The following is a 19,479-nucleotide window of genomic DNA, read 5'->3' as shown; positions in this document are numbered from 1 at the left end:
AGGTCGGCGGCCCGCTGCGGGTGTGGTGTGGTTGTTCGCGCAGTTCCCCGCGCCCCTGAGCGCGGCCCGCTCAGGCCGCGCTCAATGGCTCGTCCCCGCCGTCGCAGGCGGGAGTTCCACCTGGACCCCCGGGTCGCCCGCGTCCGCCGTGTAGTCCTCCGGCTTGGTCTCGTCGATGCCGTCGGGAGCCTTCAGGGCCTTCAGGACGAAGGTCAGGACCACCGTCACCACCACGTTCAGGACGAACGCCGTGAGGCCGATGTAACCGATCTCCCCGATGCCCGGGATCTCCTTCGCGGAGCCGCCGAAGTGCTTCTGCGTCGGGGAGGCCACGCCGTACGCCGCGACCGTGCCGTAGACCATGCCGACCGCCCAGCCCGCGAGCAGGGCCCAGCGGTGGAACCAGCGGGTGAACAGGCCGCCGACCAGCGCCGGGAAGGTCTGCAGGATCCAGATGCCGCCCAGCAGCTGGAAGTTGATGGCGACCGTCTTGTCCATGGTGAGGACGAACGCCAGGGCGCCGACCTTCACCAGCAGGGAGACCAGCTTGGAGACCTTGGTCTCCTGCGCCGGGGTGGCGTCCGGCTTGATGAAGTCCTTGTAGATGTTGCGGGTGAAGAGGTTCGCGGCCGCGATGGACATGATGGCCGCCGGCACCAGCGCGCCGATGCCGATCGCCGCGAACGCCACGCCCGCGAACCAGTCCGGGAACATCGTCTCGAACAGCTGCGGGATCGCCAGCTGACCGTTCTGCACCTTGATGCCGGCCGCGATCGCCATGAAGCCGAGCAGCGCCAGCAGACCCAGCATCAGCGAGTACAGCGGCAGGATCGTGGTGTTGCGGCGGATCACCTCACGGCTCTTCGAGGACAACGTCGCCGTGATCGAGTGCGGGTACATGAACAGGGCGAGGGCGGAGCCCAACGCCAGCGTGGCGTACGTCCACTGGCCCGGCTCGGCCGGTGCCAGGGCCCCGCGTGGCGCGCCGGTCGCCGGATTGGTCTGGCTGAACGCGTCGCCGGCCTTGGCGAAGATGTCGTCGAAGCCGCCCAGTTTGATCGGGATGTAGATGATCGCCACCGCGATGACGATGTAGATCAGCGTGTCCTTCACGAACGCGATGAGCGCGGGGGCCCGCAGACCCGACGAGTACGTGTACGCCGCGAGCACGCCGAACGCGATCAGCAGCGGCAGGTCCTTGACGAACCAGTTGGTGTTCTCGCCGCCGCCGACACCCATCACGTCCAGCACGGCCTGGATGCCGACCAGTTGGAGCGCGATGTACGGCATCGTCGCCAGGATGCCCGTCACGGCCACCGCCAGCGACAGGCCCTTCGAGCCGAAGCGGCCGCGCACGAAGTCGGACGTCGTGACGTACCCGTGCTTGTGGGACACCGACCACAGGCGCGGCAGGAAGGTGAAGATCAGCGGGTACACCAGGATCGTGTACGGCACGGCGAAGAAGCCGGCCGCGCCCGCCGCGTAGATCGCCGCCGGCACGGCGACGAAGGTGTACGCCGTGTACAGGTCGCCGCCGAGCAGGAACCAGGTGATCCAGGTGCCGAACGAGCGCCCGCCCAGGCCCCATTCGTCCAGGCTGTGTTCGTTCTCGGCCTTGCGCCAGCGCGCGGCCAGGAAGCCCATGGCCGTCACGGCCACGAAGAAGAAGATGAAGACGGCGAGTGCGACGCCGTTCACGCCGTCCTTCACTGCGACGCACCGCCCTTCGCGGCCGAGCGGGCGCGCTGGTCACGCTGCCACAGCTTGTAGGCGATCATCGTCAGAGCGGTGGAGATGAGCACCCACGCCATCTGGTACCAGTAGAAGAACGGGATACCGATGAAGGCCGGGTCGGTCTTGGCGTACGAACCGACCCACAGCATGGCCACGAACGGCGCGACGAGGCACACGGCGATGACGACGCGCACGGGCGTCACCACCGGCCCTCTGCTTGCTTCAGGCGCTTGCGACATCAGGCGGCTCCATCCCTTGGTGATCACCTGTGCAATGCGCAGGCAATCTAGGTCAGGGGGAGGCGGGAGCGGAACCCCTCGTCCGCAATGCGGTACCCAACCGAAACCCGGCGCCAGCAGGGACGGAGCGCCGCCCGGCCGGCTACTCGGCGGGCCGCTTCAGCCGCGCCACGAACTTGTACCGGTCGCCCCGGTAGACCGACCGCACCCACTCCACCGGCTGGCCGTCCCGGTCCAGCGAGTGCCGGGAGAGCATCAGCATCGGCAGCCCGACGTCCGTGCCGAGCAGACCGGCCTCGCGCGGGGTGGCCAGGGACGTCTCGATGGTCTCCTCGGCCTCCGCGAGATGGACGTCGTAGACCTCGGCCAGCGCCGTGTAGAGGGACGTGTACTTCACCAGGGACCGGCGCAGGGCGGGGAAGCGCTTCGCGCTGAGGTGGGTGGTCTCGATGGCCATCGGCTCGCCGTTGGCCATGCGCAGCCGCTCGATGCGCAGCACGCGTCCGCCGGGCGTGATGTCGAGCAGCCCGGCCAGCCGGTCGTCGGCGGTGATGTAGCCGATGTCCAGCAGCTGCGAGGTGGGTTCGAGGCCCTGGGCGCGCATGTCCTCGGTGTACGAGGTCAGTTGCAGCGCCTGCGAGACCTTCGGCTTGGCGACGAACGTGCCCTTGCCCTGGATGCGCTCCAGCCGGCCCTCGACGACCAGCTCCTGCAGCGCCTGGCGCACGGTGGTGCGGGAGGTGTCGAACTCCGCCGCCAGCGTGCGCTCGGGCGGGACCGGCGTGCCCGGCGCCTGGGTCTCGGTCATGTCGAGCAGGTGCTTCTTCAGCCGGTAGTACTTGGGCACGCGCGCGGTACGGACGGGCACCCCGTTCTCGTTCTCCGCACTGCTGACGTCGGTGCTCATGCTCCGCCTTCCCGGCCCGGTCTGCCGACACGATCCCACTTGTATACCGTCGGCGCCTCTTTTGGTCTAGTCCACCATTCCCTGTGGTCTACCCGCAGTATGCCTCGTTCCCTTCGGGTTTTCGCTGGCTTCTTACTTAAAGGTTCCTGCATATGTAGGTCGCATAACGGCTGGTCAGAGCTTTATCGGGCCCCTTGACAGGCCCTCTGGTCCGGTCCAAGCTCCTCGGTACTGGTCTACACCATTGGTCCAGGCCCGGCCCCACGTTCACTGCGGGGAGCCAGGGGGGTTGTGGGATCCCTGAGGAGGGTGGCGTGAAGCGCAAGCTGACAGCCGCGATCGGTATCGCGGGCATGATGGTCTCCATCGCGGCATGCGGGGGCGAGGGCGACGGGGGCTCGGACAAGGGCGCGGACGCCAAGGAGCTGACCGTCTGGCTCACCGTCGACGCCCAGAACAACTGGCCCGGGCTGGTGAAGGCCGCCGACGCCGCCGTGAAGAAGACGCACCCCGGCGTCAAGATCAACCACGAGTACTACGGCTGGCCCGACAAGAACGCCAAGCTCGACGCCGTCCTCGCCACCGACAAGGCCCCCGACGTGGTCGAGATGGGCAACACCGAGATGCTCGGCTACATGGTCAAGGGCGCCTTCGCCCCCCTCGACGCGTCCGAGTTCGACAACTCGGACGCCTGGCTGGACGGCCTCAAGGCCTCCGTCACCTACCAGGGCAAGACCTACGGCGTCCCGTACTACGCCGGCGGTCGCGTCGCCAACTGGCGCAAGGACGTCGCGGCGTCCGCCGGGGTGAAGGAGACGCCGAAGACGTACAAGGACCTCACCGCCGCCCTGGACAAGATCCAGAAGAAGCAGGGCGACAAGTTCAACGCCTGGTACCAGCCCACCCGCGACTGGTACGCGGCCATGTCCTTCGTCTACGACGCCGGCGGCGCCATCGCCACCGAGTCGGGCGGCCAGTGGAAGGCGTCCCTCTCCTCGCCCGAGTCCCTCAAGGGCCTGAAGGAGTTCAAGAAGGTCGTCGACTCCTACATGCACGGCGACAAGACCAAGGACGAGTCCGACCGCTACATCGTCTACGGCCAGGGCAAGTCCGCCATGATCTTCGCGGCCGCCTGGGAGGGCGCCACCGCCGAGGACCCGAAGAACGACAAGACCGGCAAGCTCAAGGGCAACCTCGAGAACTTCGTGATGCCCGGCCCGTCCGGCAAGAACATGCCCGTCTTCCTGGGCGGCAGCGACCTCGCCGTGCCCGTGAAGTCCGACGCGCAGGCCCTGGCCGCCGAGTGGATCAACGCGTTCACCGGCTCCTCCGGGCAGAAGGGCCTGATGGCCAAGGGCAACCTGCCCAACAACAAGACCGACCTCGCGACGCTCAAGAACGACCCGAAGACGGCGGTCCCCGCCACCGCGGCCGAGTCCAGCTGGTTCGTCCCGATGGCACCCGGCTGGGGCCAGGTCGAGAAGGCCCAGATCCTGCAGACCATGCTGCAGAGCATCGGCACCGGCAAGAAGTCCGTCGAGGCCGCCGCCAAGGACGCGGACGCCGCGATCGACAAGGTCATCAACACCAAGTGACCTGAGCGCGGGGCTCCCGGCCTGCGGAGCCCCGCCGTCCGTACGACCTGAGGGACCGCCGAGGAGCGCGCGATGAGTGCCGCAGAGACCACCACCCCTGCCAAGGTGCCGCCACCGCGGCAGGCACCGCCGCCGCCCCCGAAGGACCGGCGGCCCCGCGGACAGCGCACGTCGGGCGGGGCCCTGGCCCCCTGGCTGCTGCTCGCACCCTGCCTGCTGATCCTCGCCCTGGTCATGGGCTATCCGCTGGCCCGCCTGGTCACCCTGTCCTTCCAGAAGTTCGGCCAGTCCCAGCTGTGGGGCTTCCAGCCGGCCGAGACGGTCGGGTTCGACAACTTCGCCCAGGTGCTGGGTGACGGCGAGTTCTGGGCCGTCGTCGTGCGCACGATCGTCTTCGCGGCCGGCGCCGTCGTCTTCACCATGGTGATCGGCATGGCACTCGCCCTGCTGCTCCAGCGGGTCTCCGGCTGGCTGAAGGTACTGATCAACATCGTGCTGGTGGCCAGCTGGGGCATGCCCGTGATCGTGGCGACCACGGTCTTCAAGTGGCTCTTCGACTCCGACTACGGCGTCTTCAACGCGTTGCTCAGCAAGCTGCCCGGCGTCGAGATGGTCGGCCACAACTGGTTCGCCAGTGGCCCCGAGGGCTTGGCCGTGATCATGCTGCTGGTGATCTGGGGAGCCGTGCCGTTCGTGGTCATCACCCTCAGCGCCGGTCTCACCCAGGTCCCGAAGGAACTGGAGGAGGCCGCCCGCCTGGACGGCGCGAGCTCCTGGGGCGTCTTCCGGTTCGTCACCCTGCCCGTCCTCAAGCCGATCATCGTGATGCTCACGACCCTGTCGGTCATCTGGGACATGGGCGTCTTCCCCCAGGTGTTCGTCATGCGGGGCGGCCACCCCGAACCGGAGTTCCAGGTCCTCAATACCTACTCCTACGACCGGGCGTTCGTGGTCAACGACTACGGACAGGGCTCCGCCATCGCGCTGGTCACCGTCCTGCTGCTGCTCGGCGTGGTCGCCGTCTACATGCGGCAGATGCTGAAGATCGGAGAGGTCGAATGAGCACGCTCGGCACGCTCACCAAGACCGGCGGCCGCACGCCGGCCGGCCGCCGGAGGTCGGGCGGCCGCCGCACGCCGCGGCTCGGCTGGAACCTCCTCGGCCTCCTCGTCTTCGTCGTCGCCGGCTTCCCGCTCTACTGGATGCTCAACACCGCGTTCAAACCCGCCAAGGACGCCATCGACCCGGACCCGAGCCTGCTGCCGACCGGCCTCACCTTCGACAACTTCGGCCGGGCCCTGGACATCGCCGACTTCTGGGGGCCCGTCGGCCGCAGTCTCGTGGTGTCGCTGGCCGTGGTGGTCATCGGCATGGCCGTCGGGCTGCTGGCCGCGCTCGCCATCTCCCGCTTCGCCTTCCGCGGCCGCAAGATCGTGATCGTGGGCATCCTCGCGGTCCAGATGGTCCCGCTGGTGGCCATGATCATCCCGGTGTTCCTGCTGCTCAACGACCTGGGCCAGTACGACCGGCTGACCGGCCTCATCATCACCTACCTGACCTTCGTCCTCCCGTTCACGGTGTGGACGCTGCGGGGCTTCATCGTCAACATCCCGAGGGAACTGGAGGAGGCGGCCATGGTCGACGGCTGCTCCCGCACCGGCGCCTTCCTGCGGGTCGTCTTCCCGCTCCTGGCCCCCGGCATGGTCGCCACCTCGGTCTACGGTTTCATCCAGGCCTGGAACGAGTACCTGTACGCCCTGATGCTGCTCAGCCAGAAGAACCAGACGGCGACCGTCTGGCTCGGCAACTTCACCACCAAACACGGCACCGAATACGCCCCGATGATGGCCGGCGCCACGATGATGGCCGTGCCGATCGTCGCCCTCTTCCTCCTCGTCCAGCGCAAGATGGCCGCGGGCCTGACCGCGGGCGCAGTGAAGGGATGACCTCACCCGATGACGACACTCGCCAGCGGCACCGGCACACTCACCCGCGACGCCCTGACCGTCCTCCAGCCCGGCTTCACCGGCACCACCGCCCCCGACTGGCTGCTGCGCCGGCTCGGTGAGGGCCTCGCCTCCGTCGGCCTCTTCGGCCGCAACATCGCCTCACCGGACCAACTGGCCGCCCTCACCGCCCAGCTGCGGGCCGAGCGCGACGACGTCCTCGTCGCGATCGACGAGGAGGGCGGCGACGTGACCCGTCTGGAGGTGCGCAGCGGCTCCTCCTTCCCGGGCAACCACGCGCTCGGCGCGGTCGACGACGTGGAACTGACCCGGCAGGTCGCCCACGAACTGGGCCTGCGCCTCGCCGCCTGCGGCGTCAACCTCAACTGGGCCCCCTCCGCCGACGTCAACTCCGACCCGCGCAACCCGGTCATCGGCGTCCGCTCCTTCGGCGCCGACACCGATCTCGCCGCCCGGCACACCGCCGCCTACGTCACCGGCCTGCAGTCGGCCGGTGTCGCCGCCTGCACCAAGCACTTCCCCGGTCACGGCGACACGGCCGTCGACTCCCACCACGCCCTGCCGCGCATCGACGTCTCCGCCGAGGTGCTGGCCGAACGCGAGCTGATCCCGTTCCGCGCCGCCATCGCCGCCGGCACCCGGGCCGTCATGAGCGCCCACATCCTGGTCCCCGCCCTGGACCCGGACCGCCCGGCCACCCTCTCCCGCCGCATCCTCACCGGCCTGCTCCGCGACGAGCTCGGCTACGACGGCCTCATCGTCACCGACGGCATGGAGATGCGGGCCATCGCCGGCACCTACGGCATCGAACGCGGCAGCGTCCTCGCCGTCGCCGCGGGCGCCGACGCGATCTGCGTGGGCGGCGGCCTCGCCGACGACGCGACCGTGCTGCGCCTGCGCGACGCCCTGGTCTCCGCCGTGCGCGCGGGCGAACTCCCGGAGGAACGCCTCGCCGAGGCCGCCGACCGGGTGCGCGCACTGGCCCGCTGGACCGGGACGGCGAGCCACCCGGCCGAGACGTCCCAGGGCACCGGGATCGGCCTGCACGCCGCCCGCCGCGCCCTCACCGTGACCGCGGCGCCCGGCCTCGGCAGTCCCGGCACCTTCGAGCCCCTCACCGAACCGCCCTACGTCGCCGCCCTCACCCCCGTCGCCAACATCGCCGTCGGCGACGAGACTCCCTGGGGCGTCGCCGCGGAACTCGTCCACCTCCTGCCGGGCACGGTGACGGGCAGCTTCTCCGCCGGGGACGGCCCCCAGCGGGAGGCCGGTGAGAACGCCGGACGGGAGGCGCTCCAGGCCGCCGGTACCCGCCGCATCGTCGCCGTCGTCCGCGACGAACACCGCCACCCCTGGATGGCCTCGGCCCTCGACACCCTGCTCGCGGCCCGCCCCGAGACCGTGGTGGTCGAGATGGGCGTCCCCCAGGCCGCCCCGCGAGGCGCCCTGCACATCGCCACCCACGGTGCGGCCCGCGTCTGCGGCCGCGCGGCGGCCGAGGTGATCGCCGGGGTCACGGGGGTCTGAGAGAGCCAGGGCCCGCCCGGGCCCCTGGCGATCACCTCGGCCGGCCAGGCCGCCCGGCCACGCCCGGCACCTTTTCGCCGGCAGGGAGGGGGCGGCCCTCCTCTTCGCCGGTAGGGAGGGGGCGGCCCTCCTCCGCTCGATGTTGTTGTCCTACGTATGAATGTAGTACTTCTTATACATGAGCGAGCAGGTGCACAACAGGTTGGCGGTGGTGCGCGCCGAACGCAAGGTGTCGCGCCAGGGCCTGGCCGAGGCAGTGGGAGCCCACTACCAGACCATCGGCTACATCGAGCGGGGCCAGTACAACCCGAGCCTCGACCTGGCACTGAAGATCTCCAGGTTCTTCGGTCTGCCGGTCGAGGCCCTGTTCTCCCTCGAACCGTTCCGCCCGCTCACCGACGAGGTCTACGGGAGGAACCGGACATGACGACGACGCCCCTCACCCGCTACGACCGGAGCATGCTGCGGCTGATGAACGACCGCCGCGCGGCCGCCTGGTACGCCACGGCGGCCCGCCGCCGTCTGACCGTCGCCGCCCATGTCGTCCTCAGCGTGGCCATCGGCGGCCTGATGACCCACTTCTGCCTCGCCGAGGGCGAGCCCCTGTGGGCCGTCGCCGCGACAGCGGTGCTGTTCCTTCCCTGGATGATCGCGACCGGCCTGATCAACGGCGCCACCCGGGGCCTGCTGGAACTGCGCGAACGCGCCTTGGACGAGCGGCAGTCGGCGGAACGCAGCGGCGTCCTGGCCGGTGCCCACCGCGTGACGACCCTGCTCCTGGCCGCAGCGGCGGTCGCGCTGCTGATCACGGGCGGCATCGCCGGTGACGCCCCGAGGGCCTACGCCGCCCCCTTGCTCATCGCCGTCCTCGTCGTGCACCGGTTGATGCCCCTGTGGGTGGCAGGCTGGCGCGCCCAGGACGAACCGGCCGACGAGGACGCGGCCGGGGCCGGGGCCCTGGACTTCTGAGTCTGGCGGGGGCCCCGGGAGCAGGGGACGGCGGAGGACCCGGGAGCAGGGGACGGCGGAGGACCCCCGGCGGTCGCCGTCGACTGGCAGAGGAGTGCCCCAGGGGGACCCTAGATCCCCTGCCACTCCGGCTTGTTGGCATACGTGTGGCGGAAGTAGTCCGCCAGCTTCAGCTTCGACGCGGCGGGCTCGTCGACGACGACGGTCGCGTGCGGGTGGAGCTGGAGCGCGGAGGCGGGGCACACGGCGGCGACCGGCCCTTCCACCGACGCGGCGACCGCGTCCGCCTTGTTCTCGCCGGTGGCGAGCAGCACCAGGTGCCGGGCCTCCAGGATCGTGCCGATGCCCTGCGTGATCACGTGGTGCGGCACCTGGTCGATGTCACCGTCGAAGAAGCGCGCGTTGTCGATCCGCGTCTGCTCGGTCAGCGTCTTGATCCGCGTCCGCGACGCCAGCGACGAGCACGGCTCGTTGAACCCTATGTGCCCGTCGGTCCCGATGCCGAGCAGCTGGAGGTCCACACCGCCGGCGTCCGACAGCGCCTGGTCATAGGCCTCGCAGGCCCCCTGCACATCCGCCGCCGTGCCGTCCGGGCCCGTGAACTGGTCCATGCCGATGCCGAGCGGCTCCAGCACCTCACGCCGCAGCACCGACCGGTACGACTCCGGGTGATCGGCGGGCAGGCCCACGTATTCGTCGAGCTGCGCGATCCGCGCCCGTCCGACGTCCACCGCACCGGAGCGGACCTTCGCCGCCAGCGCCTCGTACACGGGCAGCGGCGTCGAGCCGGTGGCCACGCCGAGCAGGGCGGCGGGCTTGCGCCGGAGCAGCTGAGCCATGGCCTCGGCGATGAGCTCGCCGCCCGCCTTGCCGTCCGGGACGATGACAACTTCCACGCTGGGCCTGCCGATCTGAGAGGAGCACTCAACTGGGACTGGGCCTGTGAGGGGCCATGTGGTTTAGACCAATCTAACAGAGGGGTTCCTTCCGGCCCAGGGCGCACGCCACCACTCCCGCACGGGCGGCGCTGCCGTGCCCGCCGGGCCACCAGGGGGTGAACAGTGCTCCTGTGCACAAGGTGACGAAGCGGACTTGAGGCCTCCCGGGCGGGCGGTGCCGAACCCGGGGGAGTGGAATGGGGTCTGCAGTCGTCCCACCCCCGGGAAGGAACCACGCCATGACCGCCCCCGCCGCACCAGGTCCCCTCAGCGAGTCCCCGGGCCGGACCATGGCCCGTGAGATGGCCGAACAGCCCGCCGTCCTGCGCCGGCTCCTGTCCGAGGGCGCCCCCGCCATCCAGGACGTCGCACGGAAGATCGCCGCCCGCACACCCCGCTTCGTCCTGCTGACCGCGCGGGGCACCTCCGACAACGCCGCCCTGTACGCCAAGTACCTCCTGGAGATCCGGCTCGGCCTGCCCTGCGGACTCACCTCGATGTCCACCACCACGGCCTACGGTGCCCGCCCCGACCTCACCGACGTCCTGGTCGTCACCGTCAGCCAGTCCGGCGGCAGCCCGGACCTGGTCGCCTCGACCCGGGCCGCCCGGGAGGCCGGCGCGATCACCCTGGCCGTCACCAACAACCCGGACTCACCGCTCGCCGGTGTCTCCGAGCACCACATCGACATCATGGCCGGACCGGAGGAGGCCCTCCCCGCGACCAAGACGTACACGGCCTCCCTTCTCGCGCTCTACCTCTTCGTCGAGGGCATGCGGGGCGGAGACGGTGCGCCGGCGCGGGTGCTGCCGGACCTCGCCGAGCAACTGCTCGCCCGGCAGGAAGAGGTGCGTACGCTCGCCGCCCGCTACCGCTTCGCCGAGCGCATGGTGATCACCTCCCGCGGCTACGGCTACCCCACGGCCAAGGAGGCCGCCCTCAAGCTGATGGAGACCAGTTACATCCCCGCCCTCTCCTACTCCGGCGCGGACCTGCTGCACGGACCGCTGGCCATGGTCGACAACGTCTCCCCGGTCATCGCGGTGGTGACCGACGGCAAGGGCGGCGAAGCCCTCCAGCCCGTCCTGGACCGGCTGCGCGGCCGCGGCGCCGATCTGGTCGTCATCGGACCCGGGCACCAGGTCGAGCAGGCGTCGGCCGGCTTCGTCCTGCCCACGGAGGGTGTGGCGGAGGAGGTCCAGCCCGTGCTGGAGATCATCCCCCTCCAGCTCCTGGCCTATGAGGTCACCATCGCCCGCGGCCAGGACCCGGACGCGCCCCGGGCGCTGGCGAAGGTGACGGAGACCCGCTGAAGGATGGGGGAGGGGCCGGGTGGAGCTGGGGCTCGCAGACGCCCCGCGTCCTACTAGGGGCCGGGGGCTCATACACGCCCCGCCTCTTCACGGGGGACCGGGCGCTCGCAGACGCCCCGCGTCCTACTAGGGGCCGGGGGCTCATACACGCCCCGCCTCCTCGCGGGTTGCCGGACGCTTGCGCAAGCCCCGCGCCCTCGCCGGGGACCGGACGCTCGCAGGCGCCCCGCCTCCGTGCCAGGGATCGGACGTTCGTACACGCCCCGTGTCCTCGTGGGGCCAGGAGTTCGCACACGCCCCGCGTCCTCGCGGTCAGGTGAGTGAACCCCCCGTCACGTCCACCCAGCTGCCGGTTATCCACCGTCCGCCGTCCGACACCAGGAACGCCACCACGTCCGCGACCTCGGCGGGTCGGCCCACCCCGCCCAGCGCCGACAGTGCCGCTGCCTTCGCCCAGCCGTCGGGACTGCCGTGCAGCAGCGGTGCCGTGTTGTCCGTCTCGATGATGCCCGGGGCCACCGAGTTCACCGTGATGCCGCGAGGTCCCAGCACCTTGGACAGATCACGTGAGAAGACGTCCAGCGCGCCCTTGGTCATCGCGTACGCCACGTTGTCCGGCATCACCGCAGTCCGGGCCAGGCCCGACGAGATGTTGACGACTCGGCCGCCGTCCCGCAGGCGCGTCATGCCGTGCTTGAGGATGAAGAACGGCGCCCTCACGTTCACCGCGAAGACCTCGTCGAACTCCCGCTCCTCCAGCTGCCCGACCGGACGCGTGTTGCCGATCGCCGCGTTGTTCACCAGGATGTCCAGCCCGTCCGCGTGCCGGTCGAACTCCTCCCACAGCGCCTCGGCGTCCCCGGACGTCCCCAGCTCCACCCCCAGCGCGAACGCCGAACCCCCGGCCCTCTCGATCGCAGCGACCGTCTCCTTCGCCGCCGTCTCGTTCCTGCCGTAGTGCACCGCGACCCGAGCTCCGTCGCGCCCAAGCCGCTCGGCGATTCCTCGCCCGATGCCCCTGCTCGCCCCCGTGACGAGTGCCGTCCTGCCGGTGAGCACGCCCATGACGGCGCCCCCCTTCTCATTTATCTAGCGGTCGCTACAGAAATGACCGTACAGCAGACCGCCCCCATTTCTCTAGTGCCCGCTATAAAATGCACCCCATGGTGAACGACGACGGAACCGCGAAGGCTCGGCAGAGGGCCGACGCAGCGAGCGTGGGGGCTGCCCAGGGGCCTGACGTCGCGAGCGCACAGGGTTCTGAGGACCCCGACGCCGCGAGCGGGAAGACCGCCGGGGCCGGCAAGGCCGGGACCGGCGGAGACGGCGGAGCCAGGACCAGCGGCGCCGGCAAGTCCAGGACCGGCGGGGCGAAGACCAGGCCCCGCGGCCGCCCCCGCTCCTTCGACCGCGAAACCGCGCTGGAGAAGGCACTCCTGGCCTTCTGGGAGCACGGTTACGAGGCGACGTCCGTCTCCGACCTCACCCGCGTGATGGACATCGGCACCCCCAGCCTCTACGCCGCCTTCGGCGACAAGCGGTCCCTCTTCGACGAGGTCGTCCGCGTGTACGGCACGCGGTACGGATCCTTCACCGAGCGCGCCCTCGAAGAGGAGCCCACCGCCCGGGCCGCCGTCGAGCGCACCCTGCGCGAGGCCGCCACCGCCTACACCGAACCCGGCCACCCGCACGGCTGTCTCGTCGTCCACGCCGCCGCGAACTGCTCGAATCCCGAGGTGGAGCAGTCGCTGCGGGACCGCCGCAACGCCAACATCGCCGCCTTCGAAAGCCGCATCAGGGCCGATGTCGCCGCCGGCGTGCTGCCGCCCACCACCGACGCCGCCGCCCTGGCCCGGCACACCGGCGCGATGATCCAGGGCATGTCACAACAGGCACGGGACGGGGCGAGCAGGGAGGAACTGGAGGCGGTCGCGGAAATTGCCCTGGCCATCTGGCCCCGCACAGGAACCCACACGGGTTAGGCTGCCTGCTGGACGCCGGTGCGCCCGGCGCGTCGCGGAAATGACAACAACGAACAGCCTCCCACGCATGGACACCACAAGTGGTCTAGTCCACAATGCGTAACGAGAGCGCGTGTGCAACGCGCACCAAGCCTCCGTCTTCCCCGCACAGGAAGGCGGACCGAGGAACCGAGGCTCTCTGCCCTGACTGCCCCGGCTCCTCATCCTTCGGCCGACCGGGACCGCACACCCCACGGCCGATGTTGCTCCGGGCTGCGGTGCCGGGAGGGTTGAGGGTCCCTCTCAGGCGCCGCGGCCCGCGGGTGTTTCAGGGCTGTACGAACCCCCGGGTACGCTCGCACACGTGCCCTCCATGAACGAACTCGTACGCCAGCACACCGCCCTCGACGACACCGATCTCGAGTGGCTGCACCTGCTGGTCTCGGAGTGGCAGCTGCTCTCCGACCTCTCCTTCGCCGACCTGGTCCTGTGGGTCCCCACCAGCGACGGCACCCGGTACGTCTCGGTCGCCCAGATGCGGCCCAACACCGGCCCGACCTCGTACCAGGACGACATGGTGGGCCACCTCGTCCCGCGCGGCCGCCGCCCGATGCTGGACGCCGCCCTCGACGAGGGGCGCATCGTGCGCGAGGGTGACCCCGAGTGGCGCGAGGAGGTGCCCGTGCGGGTCGAGTCGATCCCCGTGCGGCGGGAGGGACGCGTCCTCGGCGTCATCGCACGCAACACCAACCTCCTCACCGTGCGCACCCCGAGCCGACTCGAACTCACCTACCTGCAGAGCGCCTCCGACCTCGCGCAGATGATCGCGGCCGGGTCCTTCCCGTTCGCGAACCAGCAGCTCGACATGGACGCCTCGCCCCGCGTGGGCGACGGGCTGATCCGGCTCGACGCCGACGCCATCGTCCAGTACGCCTCGCCGAACGCCCTGTCCGCCTACCACCGGCTCGGCCTCGCCTCCGACCTCGTCGGCCAGCACCTGGGCCGGACCACCGCCGAACTCGCCCCGACCCGGGGCCCGGTGGACGAGGCGCTCGCCAAGGTCGCCAGCGGCTGGGCACCGCGCGAGTTCGAGATCGAGGCCAGTGACGGGGTCATCCAGTTCCGCGCGATCCCGCTCAAGCCGAAGGGCACCCGCATCGGTTCCCTCGTCCTGCTGCGGGACGTCACCGAACTGCGTCGGCGTGAACGCGAGTTGATCACCAAGGACGCGACGATCCGGGAGATCCACCACCGCGTCAAGAACAACCTCCAGACGGTGGCCGCGCTGCTGCGCCTCCAGGCCCGGCGCATCGAGTCCGACCGCGGGCGTGAGGCTCTCGAAGAGGCGGTGCGGCGCGTCGGGTCGATTGCGATCGTGCACGAGACGCTCTCCCAGAACCTGGACGAGCGCGTGGAGTTCGACGACATCGCCGACCGCGTCCTGGCGATGGTCGCGGAGATCTCCCCGGGCAAGGTGGCGGGCCGGCGCACCGGCCGTTTCGGCATCCTCGACGCCGAGGTCGCCACACCGCTGTCGATGGTGCTGACCGAAGTCCTGCAGAACGCGTTGGAGCACGGGTTCCGCGAGGGCGACACCGGCACGGTCGAGGTGTCGGCGGTGCGCGGCGGCACGACCAAGGAGGCCCGATTGCTGGTCACGGTCCAGGACGACGGGGTCGGCCTGCCCGACGGCTTCGACCCGCACACCGCCGGCAATCTCGGGCTCCAGATCGTGCGGACGCTGGTGGAGGGCGAGTTGGGCGGCACGTTCGACATGGTCCCGGCCCCTGAGCGTGGCACCCGAGTGATCCTCGACATCCCGGTGCGGTCCCAGAAGTAACGCGCCCCGGGCCCCGGCGTGTCCCGGAGCCTCGGTGTGTCCTGGAGCCCCGGTGTGCACCGGTGCCTCAGCGTGATCGGGAGCCTCCGTGGGGTCCGGCCTCGCACAGCAATGAGCCCCGGGCCACCAAGTGGCCCGGGGCTAAAGCTCGTTGCTGCTTGTCTAAGCGCATCGGGGGAACTGCGCGCTGCGGCTCGGGGGCGGGAGATGCGTACTCGCTGCACGCGCCGCCAAGCTCAGGCTGTCAGCAGGGGTGGGTGTCAGGCGGAGGCCTGACGAGCCCGGTTGCGGGCGGCGCGGCGCTTCATGGCACGGCGCTCGTCCTCGCTGAGACCACCCCAGACGCCGGAGTCCTGGCCGGACTCGAGCGCCCACTGCAGACACTGCTCGATCACCGGGCAGCGACGGCAGACGGCCTTGGCTTCCTCGATCTGCAGCAGCGCAGGACCGGTGTTGCCGATGGGGAAGAAGAGCTCGGGGTCTTCCTCGCGGCAAACGGCGTTGTGACGCCAGTCCATGGCTGCTACCTCTCCTTGGTATTACGTGCAGGTGCTTGTGAATGTGAACGCTTTCACGAATCCCTCAACAAGTGAAGGGCCGACCGTCAGGGTCACCTGACGAAGGTCCCGTGTGTTGGAGAGGGGTTCCGGTGATCAGTGGAGGCCGGTCTTGCGGGCCGTCCCGATCGCCACGTAGAGACTCGCAAACCTCAGCGGCGGATACAACCCCTTCTGGAAAGTTTTTTTTGATTCTTCGGTGTCGACTAGGTCACAGCCGTACTTCCATGGGGTGGATCCTGGCCTAAACGTTCGAGTGAAAGGACTTTAGCCAGTTCTGCTCACACAATCACACGCAGTGCACGGCGTACGCCTGTGAACGTCACGCTGGTCCGCAGCCCCAGGTGGTCACCGTCCATCTGGAGGGGGAGCGGGACCTTCGAATGCAAGGTGAACTCTGTCAAGTCGTGCAGAGAGGTGGCGTGCTTTCCCTGGGGTCCACGCTCGGGGGACGAAGTGAGCAACTGGGTGCCATACCGGGCAACCGCCGCGGTGGAGAGGCGGCTGAGACCGAAGAGGTCGAGGCCGGTATCGAACGAGGCCTTAGGTGCCGCGTAGATCGGGCGATTCCCCAGAAACGTCCAAGGCGAGGTGTTCGAGACTATGGACAGCACCAGATCGGTGACCGGTTCCTCCCCGGCCCGCTCCAGGGTGATCGTCCCGTTGCGGCGGTTCGGCTCACCCAGGAGCTGCCGCACCACCTGGCGCACGTAGAGAGCGTGTGTGGATTTCCGGCCGCGCTCGCGATGCTGCTCCACGCGACCCACCACACCGGCGTCGAAGCCGAGGCCCGCGTTGAAGGTGAACCAGCGGGACGGAACCGACTCGTCCTCGGTGCCCGGCGTGCCCGAGGTCAGGCCCAGGCCGACGGTCCGCTCGCTGCCGTCGCGCAGGGCGTCCAGCAGAGCGCCGGTGGCCTCCACGGCGTCGTTGGGCAGTCCCAGGGCGCGGGCGAAGACATTGGTGGAGCCGCCCGGGACCACCGCGAGGCCGGGCAGGTGCCCCGGAGCGGGGCCGGCGTGCAGCAGGCCGTTGACCACTTCGTTGACCGTGCCGTCGCCGCCGAGGGCCACCACCAGGTCGATGTCGTCACTGTCCGCCGCGTGCCGGCCGAGGTCGCGCGCGTGACCCCGGTACTCGGTCGTGACCGCCTCGAGCTTCATCTCACTGGCGAGCGCGTGGATCAGTACGTCGCGTGTGCGCGCACTGGTGGTGGTTGCCGCCGGATTGACCACGAGGAGTGCACGCATGACTGGCAGCGTACCTACTGGGGGGTACCGGGCCCATACCGAGGTGGGGATCAGGTAAGGAAGTGGAGGTGAACCTGGGCACGAGAGGCGCGTACGACCAGGGCTACCCTTCAGGGGTGAGCAGTGAGCAGACCCCCACCACCGAGGAATCCACCGGCCCGCGCCCCCGGCGTCTGACGTATGCCGCGCTGCTGGCCGCGCTGGAGGGTCTCGCGCTGGTCGTCGGCGGCGTCTGGATCCTCGTCCTCGGCCTCACGGGGCACCCCGACGACCGGCAGCAGGCCGTGACCGGGGGCATCACGCTGGTCGTACTGGCGCTGCTGCCGCTGTTCGCGGCCCGCGGGCTGCTCGCCCGGCGCAGCTGGAGCCGCGGTCCCGCCGTGATCACCCAGCTCATGGCGCTGCCGGTGGCCTACAACCTGCTACAGGCCGACAGCATGGCCATTCCGGGCGGGATCGCCCTCGCGGTCGTGGCCGTCGCTTCGCTCGTGCTGCTCGTGAACCCCGAGACGACCCGGGCCCTCGGGATCCGCGGGCCCGGCAACTCCGGCGACCTCCAGAAGTAGCCGTCACTCCTCGACGAGGAGCTTCTCCCGCAGCTGCGCCAGCGTGCGCGCCAGCAGCCGGGAGACGTGCATCTGGGAGATGCCGACCTCCTGGGCGATCTGCGACTGCGTCATGTTGCCGAAGAACCGCAGCAGCAGGATCCGCTTCTCGCGCGGCGGGAGATCCTCCAGCAGCGGCTTGAGGGACTCCCGGTACTCCACGCCTTCCAGCGCCTCGTCCTCGGCACCGAGGGTGTCCGCGACCGCCGGGGACTCGTCGTCGGTGTCGGGAACGTCCAGGGACAGCGTGGAGTACGCGTTGGCGGACTCCAGGCCCTCCAGGACCTCCTCCTCCGAGATCGCCAGCTTCTCGGCGAGCTCGTGGACCGTGGGGGAGCGGCCGTGCAGCTGCGAGAGCTCGGCCGTGGCCGTGGTCAGCGCCAGGCGCAGCTCCTGCAGCCGGCGCGGGACGCGCACCGCCCAGCCCTTGTCGCGGAAGTGCCGCTTGATCTCGCCGACGACCGTCGGGGTCGCGTACGTCGAGAACTCCACACCGCGATCGGGGTCGAAACGGTCGACCGACTTGATCAGCCCGATCGTGGCGACCTGGGTGAGGTCGTCCAGCGGCTCGCCCCGGTTACGAAAGCGGCGGGCGAGATGCTCCACGAGCGGCAGATGCATCCGGACCAGCTGGTTGCGCAGCTCCGCGTACTCGGGGCTGCCGCTGCTCAGCGTGCGCAGCTTGAGGAACATCTCGCGCGCCCCGCTGCGGTCAGGAGAGCCGTGCTGCGCACTCGGTGCGTGGGGTGCACGCGGCGCCTGATCCTCGGAGTCTCGCTCGTGCTCGCTCATCGTCCCGCCCGTCGCCCTTCCCCGAGCCCTCGCCTCCTCCGCCACTCTCGACTTCTCGCGAGTGGGGGAACCCCCCTGGGCCGGGGATGCTCCGATCCCCCCGCCCGGAGGCGCGCTCCGCACGGCACCGTCCCGGTCGGACCGCCCGCCACCCGGGAGGACGACCCCCGCGGAGTCGTCCTCGGGATGCGGGCGGGCCTGCTCGGGGATGCCGTCGATGCCGTCCGCCATGCGCCGGGCACCCTTCGGGCCGCTCGTGCCCGTGCCCTCGGCCGGCAGCTCTCGTGTGCCGCGCTCTTCGTCCCGCACCGGCCCGTCCTCGCTCCTCACGCCGGCCCGGGTCCCGCGCCGCGCTGTTTGTAGAGGCTGATCGAAACGGTTCTGTCCTTGTCCACGGCGGACGAGACCTTGCCCGCGAGAGCGGACAGGACGGTCCAGGCGAAGGTGTCCCGCGAGGGGGCATGACCGTCCGTGGTCGGCGCCGAGACGGTGACCTCGAGTGAGTCGTCGACGAGGCGGAAGACACAGCTGAGCACGGAGCCGGGCACGGCCTGCTGGAGCAGGATCGCGCAGGCCTCGTCCACTGCGATGCGCAGGTCCTCGATCTCGTCGAGGGTGAAGTCCAAACGGGCCGCGAGACCGGCCGTGGCCGTACGCAGCACCGACAGGTAGGCCCCCGCGGCCGGCAGCCGGACTTCCACGAAGTCCTGGGTCGCGGGCTCGCCTGCGATCTGGGACACCCTCACCTCCATGGTGGTACAAGCGTTTCAGGGCCGAGGGTCGTCCCCCGGGATAACGCGATACGTGGTTCAGCGGTGACGCTACCGCGCTCTCGGCGGTCCTGTCCCCGGGACCCCAACCCCTTGTCGTCACTCACAGTAAACCTGTGGATACGCTCCGTGTCTAGGGGTTGGGCGGGCCCAAATGGGAAGAGCGCGCGCCGGGTTGACGTACCCAGACGTCAGACGGTCGAACCGTCCGCCGCCGGGGTCCTGTCGCGTCACACCAGGACATGGTCGACGAAGCACCAACGCCAGGTCTCCCCGGGCTCGTGTGTCCGCATCACGGGATGACCGGACTCCTTGTGGTGCTCCGACGCGTGCCGTCCCGGCGAGGAGTCGCAGCAACCGACGTGACCGCAGCTGAGACACAGCCGCAGCTGCACCGGATCCATGCCCTCGGCCAGACACTCCGGACACGTCTCGCTCAGCGGGCCGGGTTCGGGGTGCGGCAGCGCCTCGGCGTGCGTGCACTGTTTCATGATTGCCAGGTTACGACGGTCGGG

Annotated in this window: 20 protein-coding genes; 10 read left to right on the top strand and 10 right to left on the bottom strand. The window is 70.1% G+C overall.

Annotated elements, in window-relative coordinates; all coding sequences use genetic code 11:
* Nucleotides 1–81: 81 nt before the first annotated feature.
* From mctP to ACFV20_RS25955, 3 genes are all read right to left on the bottom strand, one after another.
* Nucleotides 82–1,710 (bottom strand): monocarboxylate uptake permease MctP, encoded by a 1,629-nt coding sequence (mctP, locus tag ACFV20_RS25965; protein WP_385660174.1) that lies wholly within the window; start codon nucleotides 1,708–1,710, stop codon nucleotides 82–84.
* Entirely contained in the window at nucleotides 1,707–1,973 is a 267-nt protein-coding gene (locus ACFV20_RS25960) for a DUF3311 domain-containing protein (RefSeq protein ID WP_351636429.1), read from the bottom strand. The genes mctP and ACFV20_RS25960 overlap by 4 nt, the downstream gene beginning before the upstream one ends.
* A 142-nt stretch (nucleotides 1,974–2,115) precedes the next feature.
* A complete protein-coding gene (locus ACFV20_RS25955) occupies nucleotides 2,116–2,880 on the bottom strand; it encodes a GntR family transcriptional regulator (protein WP_385660171.1) in 765 nt (254 codons plus the stop codon).
* A gap of 314 nt (nucleotides 2,881–3,194) precedes the next feature.
* On the opposite strand from ACFV20_RS25955, the gene ACFV20_RS25950 reads away from it, so the two are divergent.
* From ACFV20_RS25950 to ACFV20_RS25925, 6 genes are all read left to right on the top strand, one after another.
* Nucleotides 3,195–4,475, top strand: a complete 1,281-nt coding sequence (locus ACFV20_RS25950; RefSeq protein WP_385660169.1) for an extracellular solute-binding protein — start codon at nucleotides 3,195–3,197, stop codon at nucleotides 4,473–4,475.
* A 72-nt stretch (nucleotides 4,476–4,547) separates the two neighbouring features.
* Nucleotides 4,548–5,537: a carbohydrate ABC transporter permease gene (locus ACFV20_RS25945; protein ID WP_385660167.1), complete on the top strand. Its 990-nt coding sequence runs from the start codon at nucleotides 4,548–4,550 to the stop codon at nucleotides 5,535–5,537.
* A complete protein-coding gene (locus ACFV20_RS25940) occupies nucleotides 5,534–6,421 on the top strand; it encodes a carbohydrate ABC transporter permease (protein WP_385660165.1) in 888 nt (295 codons plus the stop codon). The genes ACFV20_RS25945 and ACFV20_RS25940 overlap by 4 nt, the downstream gene beginning before the upstream one ends.
* Before the next feature lie 9 nt (nucleotides 6,422–6,430).
* Nucleotides 6,431–7,969, top strand: coding sequence for a glycoside hydrolase family 3 protein (locus ACFV20_RS25935; RefSeq protein WP_385660160.1), 1,539 nt, complete (start codon nucleotides 6,431–6,433; stop codon nucleotides 7,967–7,969).
* A 178-nt stretch (nucleotides 7,970–8,147) separates the two neighbouring features.
* On the top strand, nucleotides 8,148–8,396 hold the full coding sequence (locus ACFV20_RS25930) for a helix-turn-helix transcriptional regulator (RefSeq protein WP_385660158.1): 249 nt from the start codon (nucleotides 8,148–8,150) through the stop codon (nucleotides 8,394–8,396).
* On the top strand, nucleotides 8,393–8,938 hold the full coding sequence (locus tag ACFV20_RS25925; RefSeq protein ID WP_385660156.1) for a hypothetical protein: 546 nt from the start codon (nucleotides 8,393–8,395) through the stop codon (nucleotides 8,936–8,938). Before ACFV20_RS25930 ends, ACFV20_RS25925 begins: the two co-directional genes overlap by 4 nt.
* Before the next feature lie 110 nt (nucleotides 8,939–9,048).
* On the opposite strand, the gene nagB is transcribed toward ACFV20_RS25925, so the two are convergent.
* Nucleotides 9,049–9,834, bottom strand: coding sequence for a glucosamine-6-phosphate deaminase (gene nagB, locus ACFV20_RS25920; protein WP_385660154.1), 786 nt, complete (start codon nucleotides 9,832–9,834; stop codon nucleotides 9,049–9,051).
* Between the two features lie 281 nt (nucleotides 9,835–10,115).
* On the opposite strand from nagB, the gene ACFV20_RS25915 reads away from it, so the two are divergent.
* Entirely contained in the window at nucleotides 10,116–11,189 is a 1,074-nt protein-coding gene (locus ACFV20_RS25915) for an SIS domain-containing protein (protein WP_385660152.1), read from the top strand.
* A gap of 312 nt (nucleotides 11,190–11,501) precedes the next feature.
* On the opposite strand, the gene ACFV20_RS25910 is transcribed toward ACFV20_RS25915, so the two are convergent.
* On the bottom strand, nucleotides 11,502–12,254 hold the full coding sequence (locus ACFV20_RS25910; RefSeq protein ID WP_385660150.1) for an SDR family NAD(P)-dependent oxidoreductase: 753 nt from the start codon (nucleotides 12,252–12,254) through the stop codon (nucleotides 11,502–11,504).
* Nucleotides 12,255–12,610: 356 nt separating this feature from the next.
* Between ACFV20_RS25910 and ACFV20_RS25905 the strand changes: the two genes are divergently transcribed.
* Together ACFV20_RS25905 and ACFV20_RS25900 are read left to right on the top strand one after the other, a co-directional pair.
* Complete coding sequence (locus ACFV20_RS25905; RefSeq protein WP_385660306.1) at nucleotides 12,611–13,171, top strand: TetR/AcrR family transcriptional regulator; 561 nt, start codon at nucleotides 12,611–12,613, stop codon at nucleotides 13,169–13,171.
* A gap of 352 nt (nucleotides 13,172–13,523) precedes the next feature.
* Nucleotides 13,524–14,990, top strand: a complete 1,467-nt coding sequence (locus ACFV20_RS25900) for a sensor histidine kinase (RefSeq protein ID WP_234849478.1) — start codon at nucleotides 13,524–13,526, stop codon at nucleotides 14,988–14,990.
* Nucleotides 14,991–15,250: 260 nt separating this feature from the next.
* Here the strand turns inward: ACFV20_RS25900 and ACFV20_RS25895 are convergent, their stop codons facing one another.
* Both ACFV20_RS25895 and ACFV20_RS25890 read right to left on the bottom strand, forming a co-directional pair.
* Entirely contained in the window at nucleotides 15,251–15,508 is a 258-nt protein-coding gene (locus tag ACFV20_RS25895) for a WhiB family transcriptional regulator (protein WP_003992873.1), read from the bottom strand.
* Nucleotides 15,509–15,828: 320 nt separating this feature from the next.
* Nucleotides 15,829–16,797: a diacylglycerol/lipid kinase family protein gene (locus ACFV20_RS25890; protein ID WP_385660148.1), complete on the bottom strand. Its 969-nt coding sequence runs from the start codon at nucleotides 16,795–16,797 to the stop codon at nucleotides 15,829–15,831.
* A 116-nt stretch (nucleotides 16,798–16,913) separates the two neighbouring features.
* Here ACFV20_RS25890 and ACFV20_RS25885 point away from each other — a divergent pair, with 116 nt between their 5' ends.
* On the top strand, nucleotides 16,914–17,363 hold the full coding sequence (locus ACFV20_RS25885) for a hypothetical protein (RefSeq protein ID WP_385660146.1): 450 nt from the start codon (nucleotides 16,914–16,916) through the stop codon (nucleotides 17,361–17,363).
* A 3-nt stretch (nucleotides 17,364–17,366) separates the two neighbouring features.
* Here ACFV20_RS25885 and ACFV20_RS25880 read toward each other — a convergent pair whose 3' ends face one another.
* The 3 genes from ACFV20_RS25880 to ACFV20_RS25870 all read right to left on the bottom strand — a co-directional run bounded on the left by ACFV20_RS25880 (nucleotide 17,367) and on the right by ACFV20_RS25870 (nucleotide 19,455).
* Nucleotides 17,367–18,503 (bottom strand): RNA polymerase sigma factor SigF, encoded by a 1,137-nt coding sequence (locus tag ACFV20_RS25880; protein ID WP_385660144.1) that lies wholly within the window; start codon nucleotides 18,501–18,503, stop codon nucleotides 17,367–17,369.
* Between the two features lie 17 nt (nucleotides 18,504–18,520).
* On the bottom strand, nucleotides 18,521–18,934 hold the full coding sequence (locus tag ACFV20_RS25875) for an anti-sigma regulatory factor (protein WP_361198141.1): 414 nt from the start codon (nucleotides 18,932–18,934) through the stop codon (nucleotides 18,521–18,523).
* A gap of 260 nt (nucleotides 18,935–19,194) precedes the next feature.
* Nucleotides 19,195–19,455, bottom strand: a complete 261-nt coding sequence (locus tag ACFV20_RS25870) for a UBP-type zinc finger domain-containing protein (RefSeq protein ID WP_234849473.1) — start codon at nucleotides 19,453–19,455, stop codon at nucleotides 19,195–19,197.
* Nucleotides 19,456–19,479: the final 24 nt, after the last annotated feature.

Origin of the sequence: Streptomyces sp. NPDC059696 (genome assembly GCF_042733745.1) — a bacterium.
GTDB lineage: Bacteria > Actinomycetota > Actinomycetes > Streptomycetales > Streptomycetaceae > Streptomyces.
The sequence above is the reverse complement of the archived record's forward strand: the minus strand, read 5'-3'. Positions and strand labels throughout refer to the sequence as shown.

Coding starts and splice junctions, on each gene's coding strand:
- ACFV20_RS25890 (WP_385660148.1), bottom strand. CDS start 16,797: ATGCGTGCACTCCTCGTGGTCAATCCGGCGGCAACCACCACCAGTGCG.
- ACFV20_RS25945 (WP_385660167.1), top strand. CDS start 4,548: ATGAGTGCCGCAGAGACCACCACCCCTGCCAAGGTGCCGCCACCGCGG.
- ACFV20_RS25960 (WP_351636429.1), bottom strand. CDS start 1,973: ATGTCGCAAGCGCCTGAAGCAAGCAGAGGGCCGGTGGTGACGCCCGTG.
- ACFV20_RS25870 (WP_234849473.1), bottom strand. CDS start 19,455: ATGAAACAGTGCACGCACGCCGAGGCGCTGCCGCACCCCGAACCCGGC.
- ACFV20_RS25900 (WP_234849478.1), top strand. CDS start 13,524: ATGAACGAACTCGTACGCCAGCACACCGCCCTCGACGACACCGATCTC.
- ACFV20_RS25915 (WP_385660152.1), top strand. CDS start 10,116: ATGACCGCCCCCGCCGCACCAGGTCCCCTCAGCGAGTCCCCGGGCCGG.
- ACFV20_RS25940 (WP_385660165.1), top strand. CDS start 5,534: ATGAGCACGCTCGGCACGCTCACCAAGACCGGCGGCCGCACGCCGGCC.
- ACFV20_RS25930 (WP_385660158.1), top strand. CDS start 8,148: ATGAGCGAGCAGGTGCACAACAGGTTGGCGGTGGTGCGCGCCGAACGC.
- ACFV20_RS25955 (WP_385660171.1), bottom strand. CDS start 2,880: ATGAGCACCGACGTCAGCAGTGCGGAGAACGAGAACGGGGTGCCCGTC.
- ACFV20_RS25910 (WP_385660150.1), bottom strand. CDS start 12,254: ATGGGCGTGCTCACCGGCAGGACGGCACTCGTCACGGGGGCGAGCAGG.
- ACFV20_RS25925 (WP_385660156.1), top strand. CDS start 8,393: ATGACGACGACGCCCCTCACCCGCTACGACCGGAGCATGCTGCGGCTG.
- ACFV20_RS25935 (WP_385660160.1), top strand. CDS start 6,431: ATGACGACACTCGCCAGCGGCACCGGCACACTCACCCGCGACGCCCTG.
- ACFV20_RS25895 (WP_003992873.1), bottom strand. CDS start 15,508: ATGGACTGGCGTCACAACGCCGTTTGCCGCGAGGAAGACCCCGAGCTC.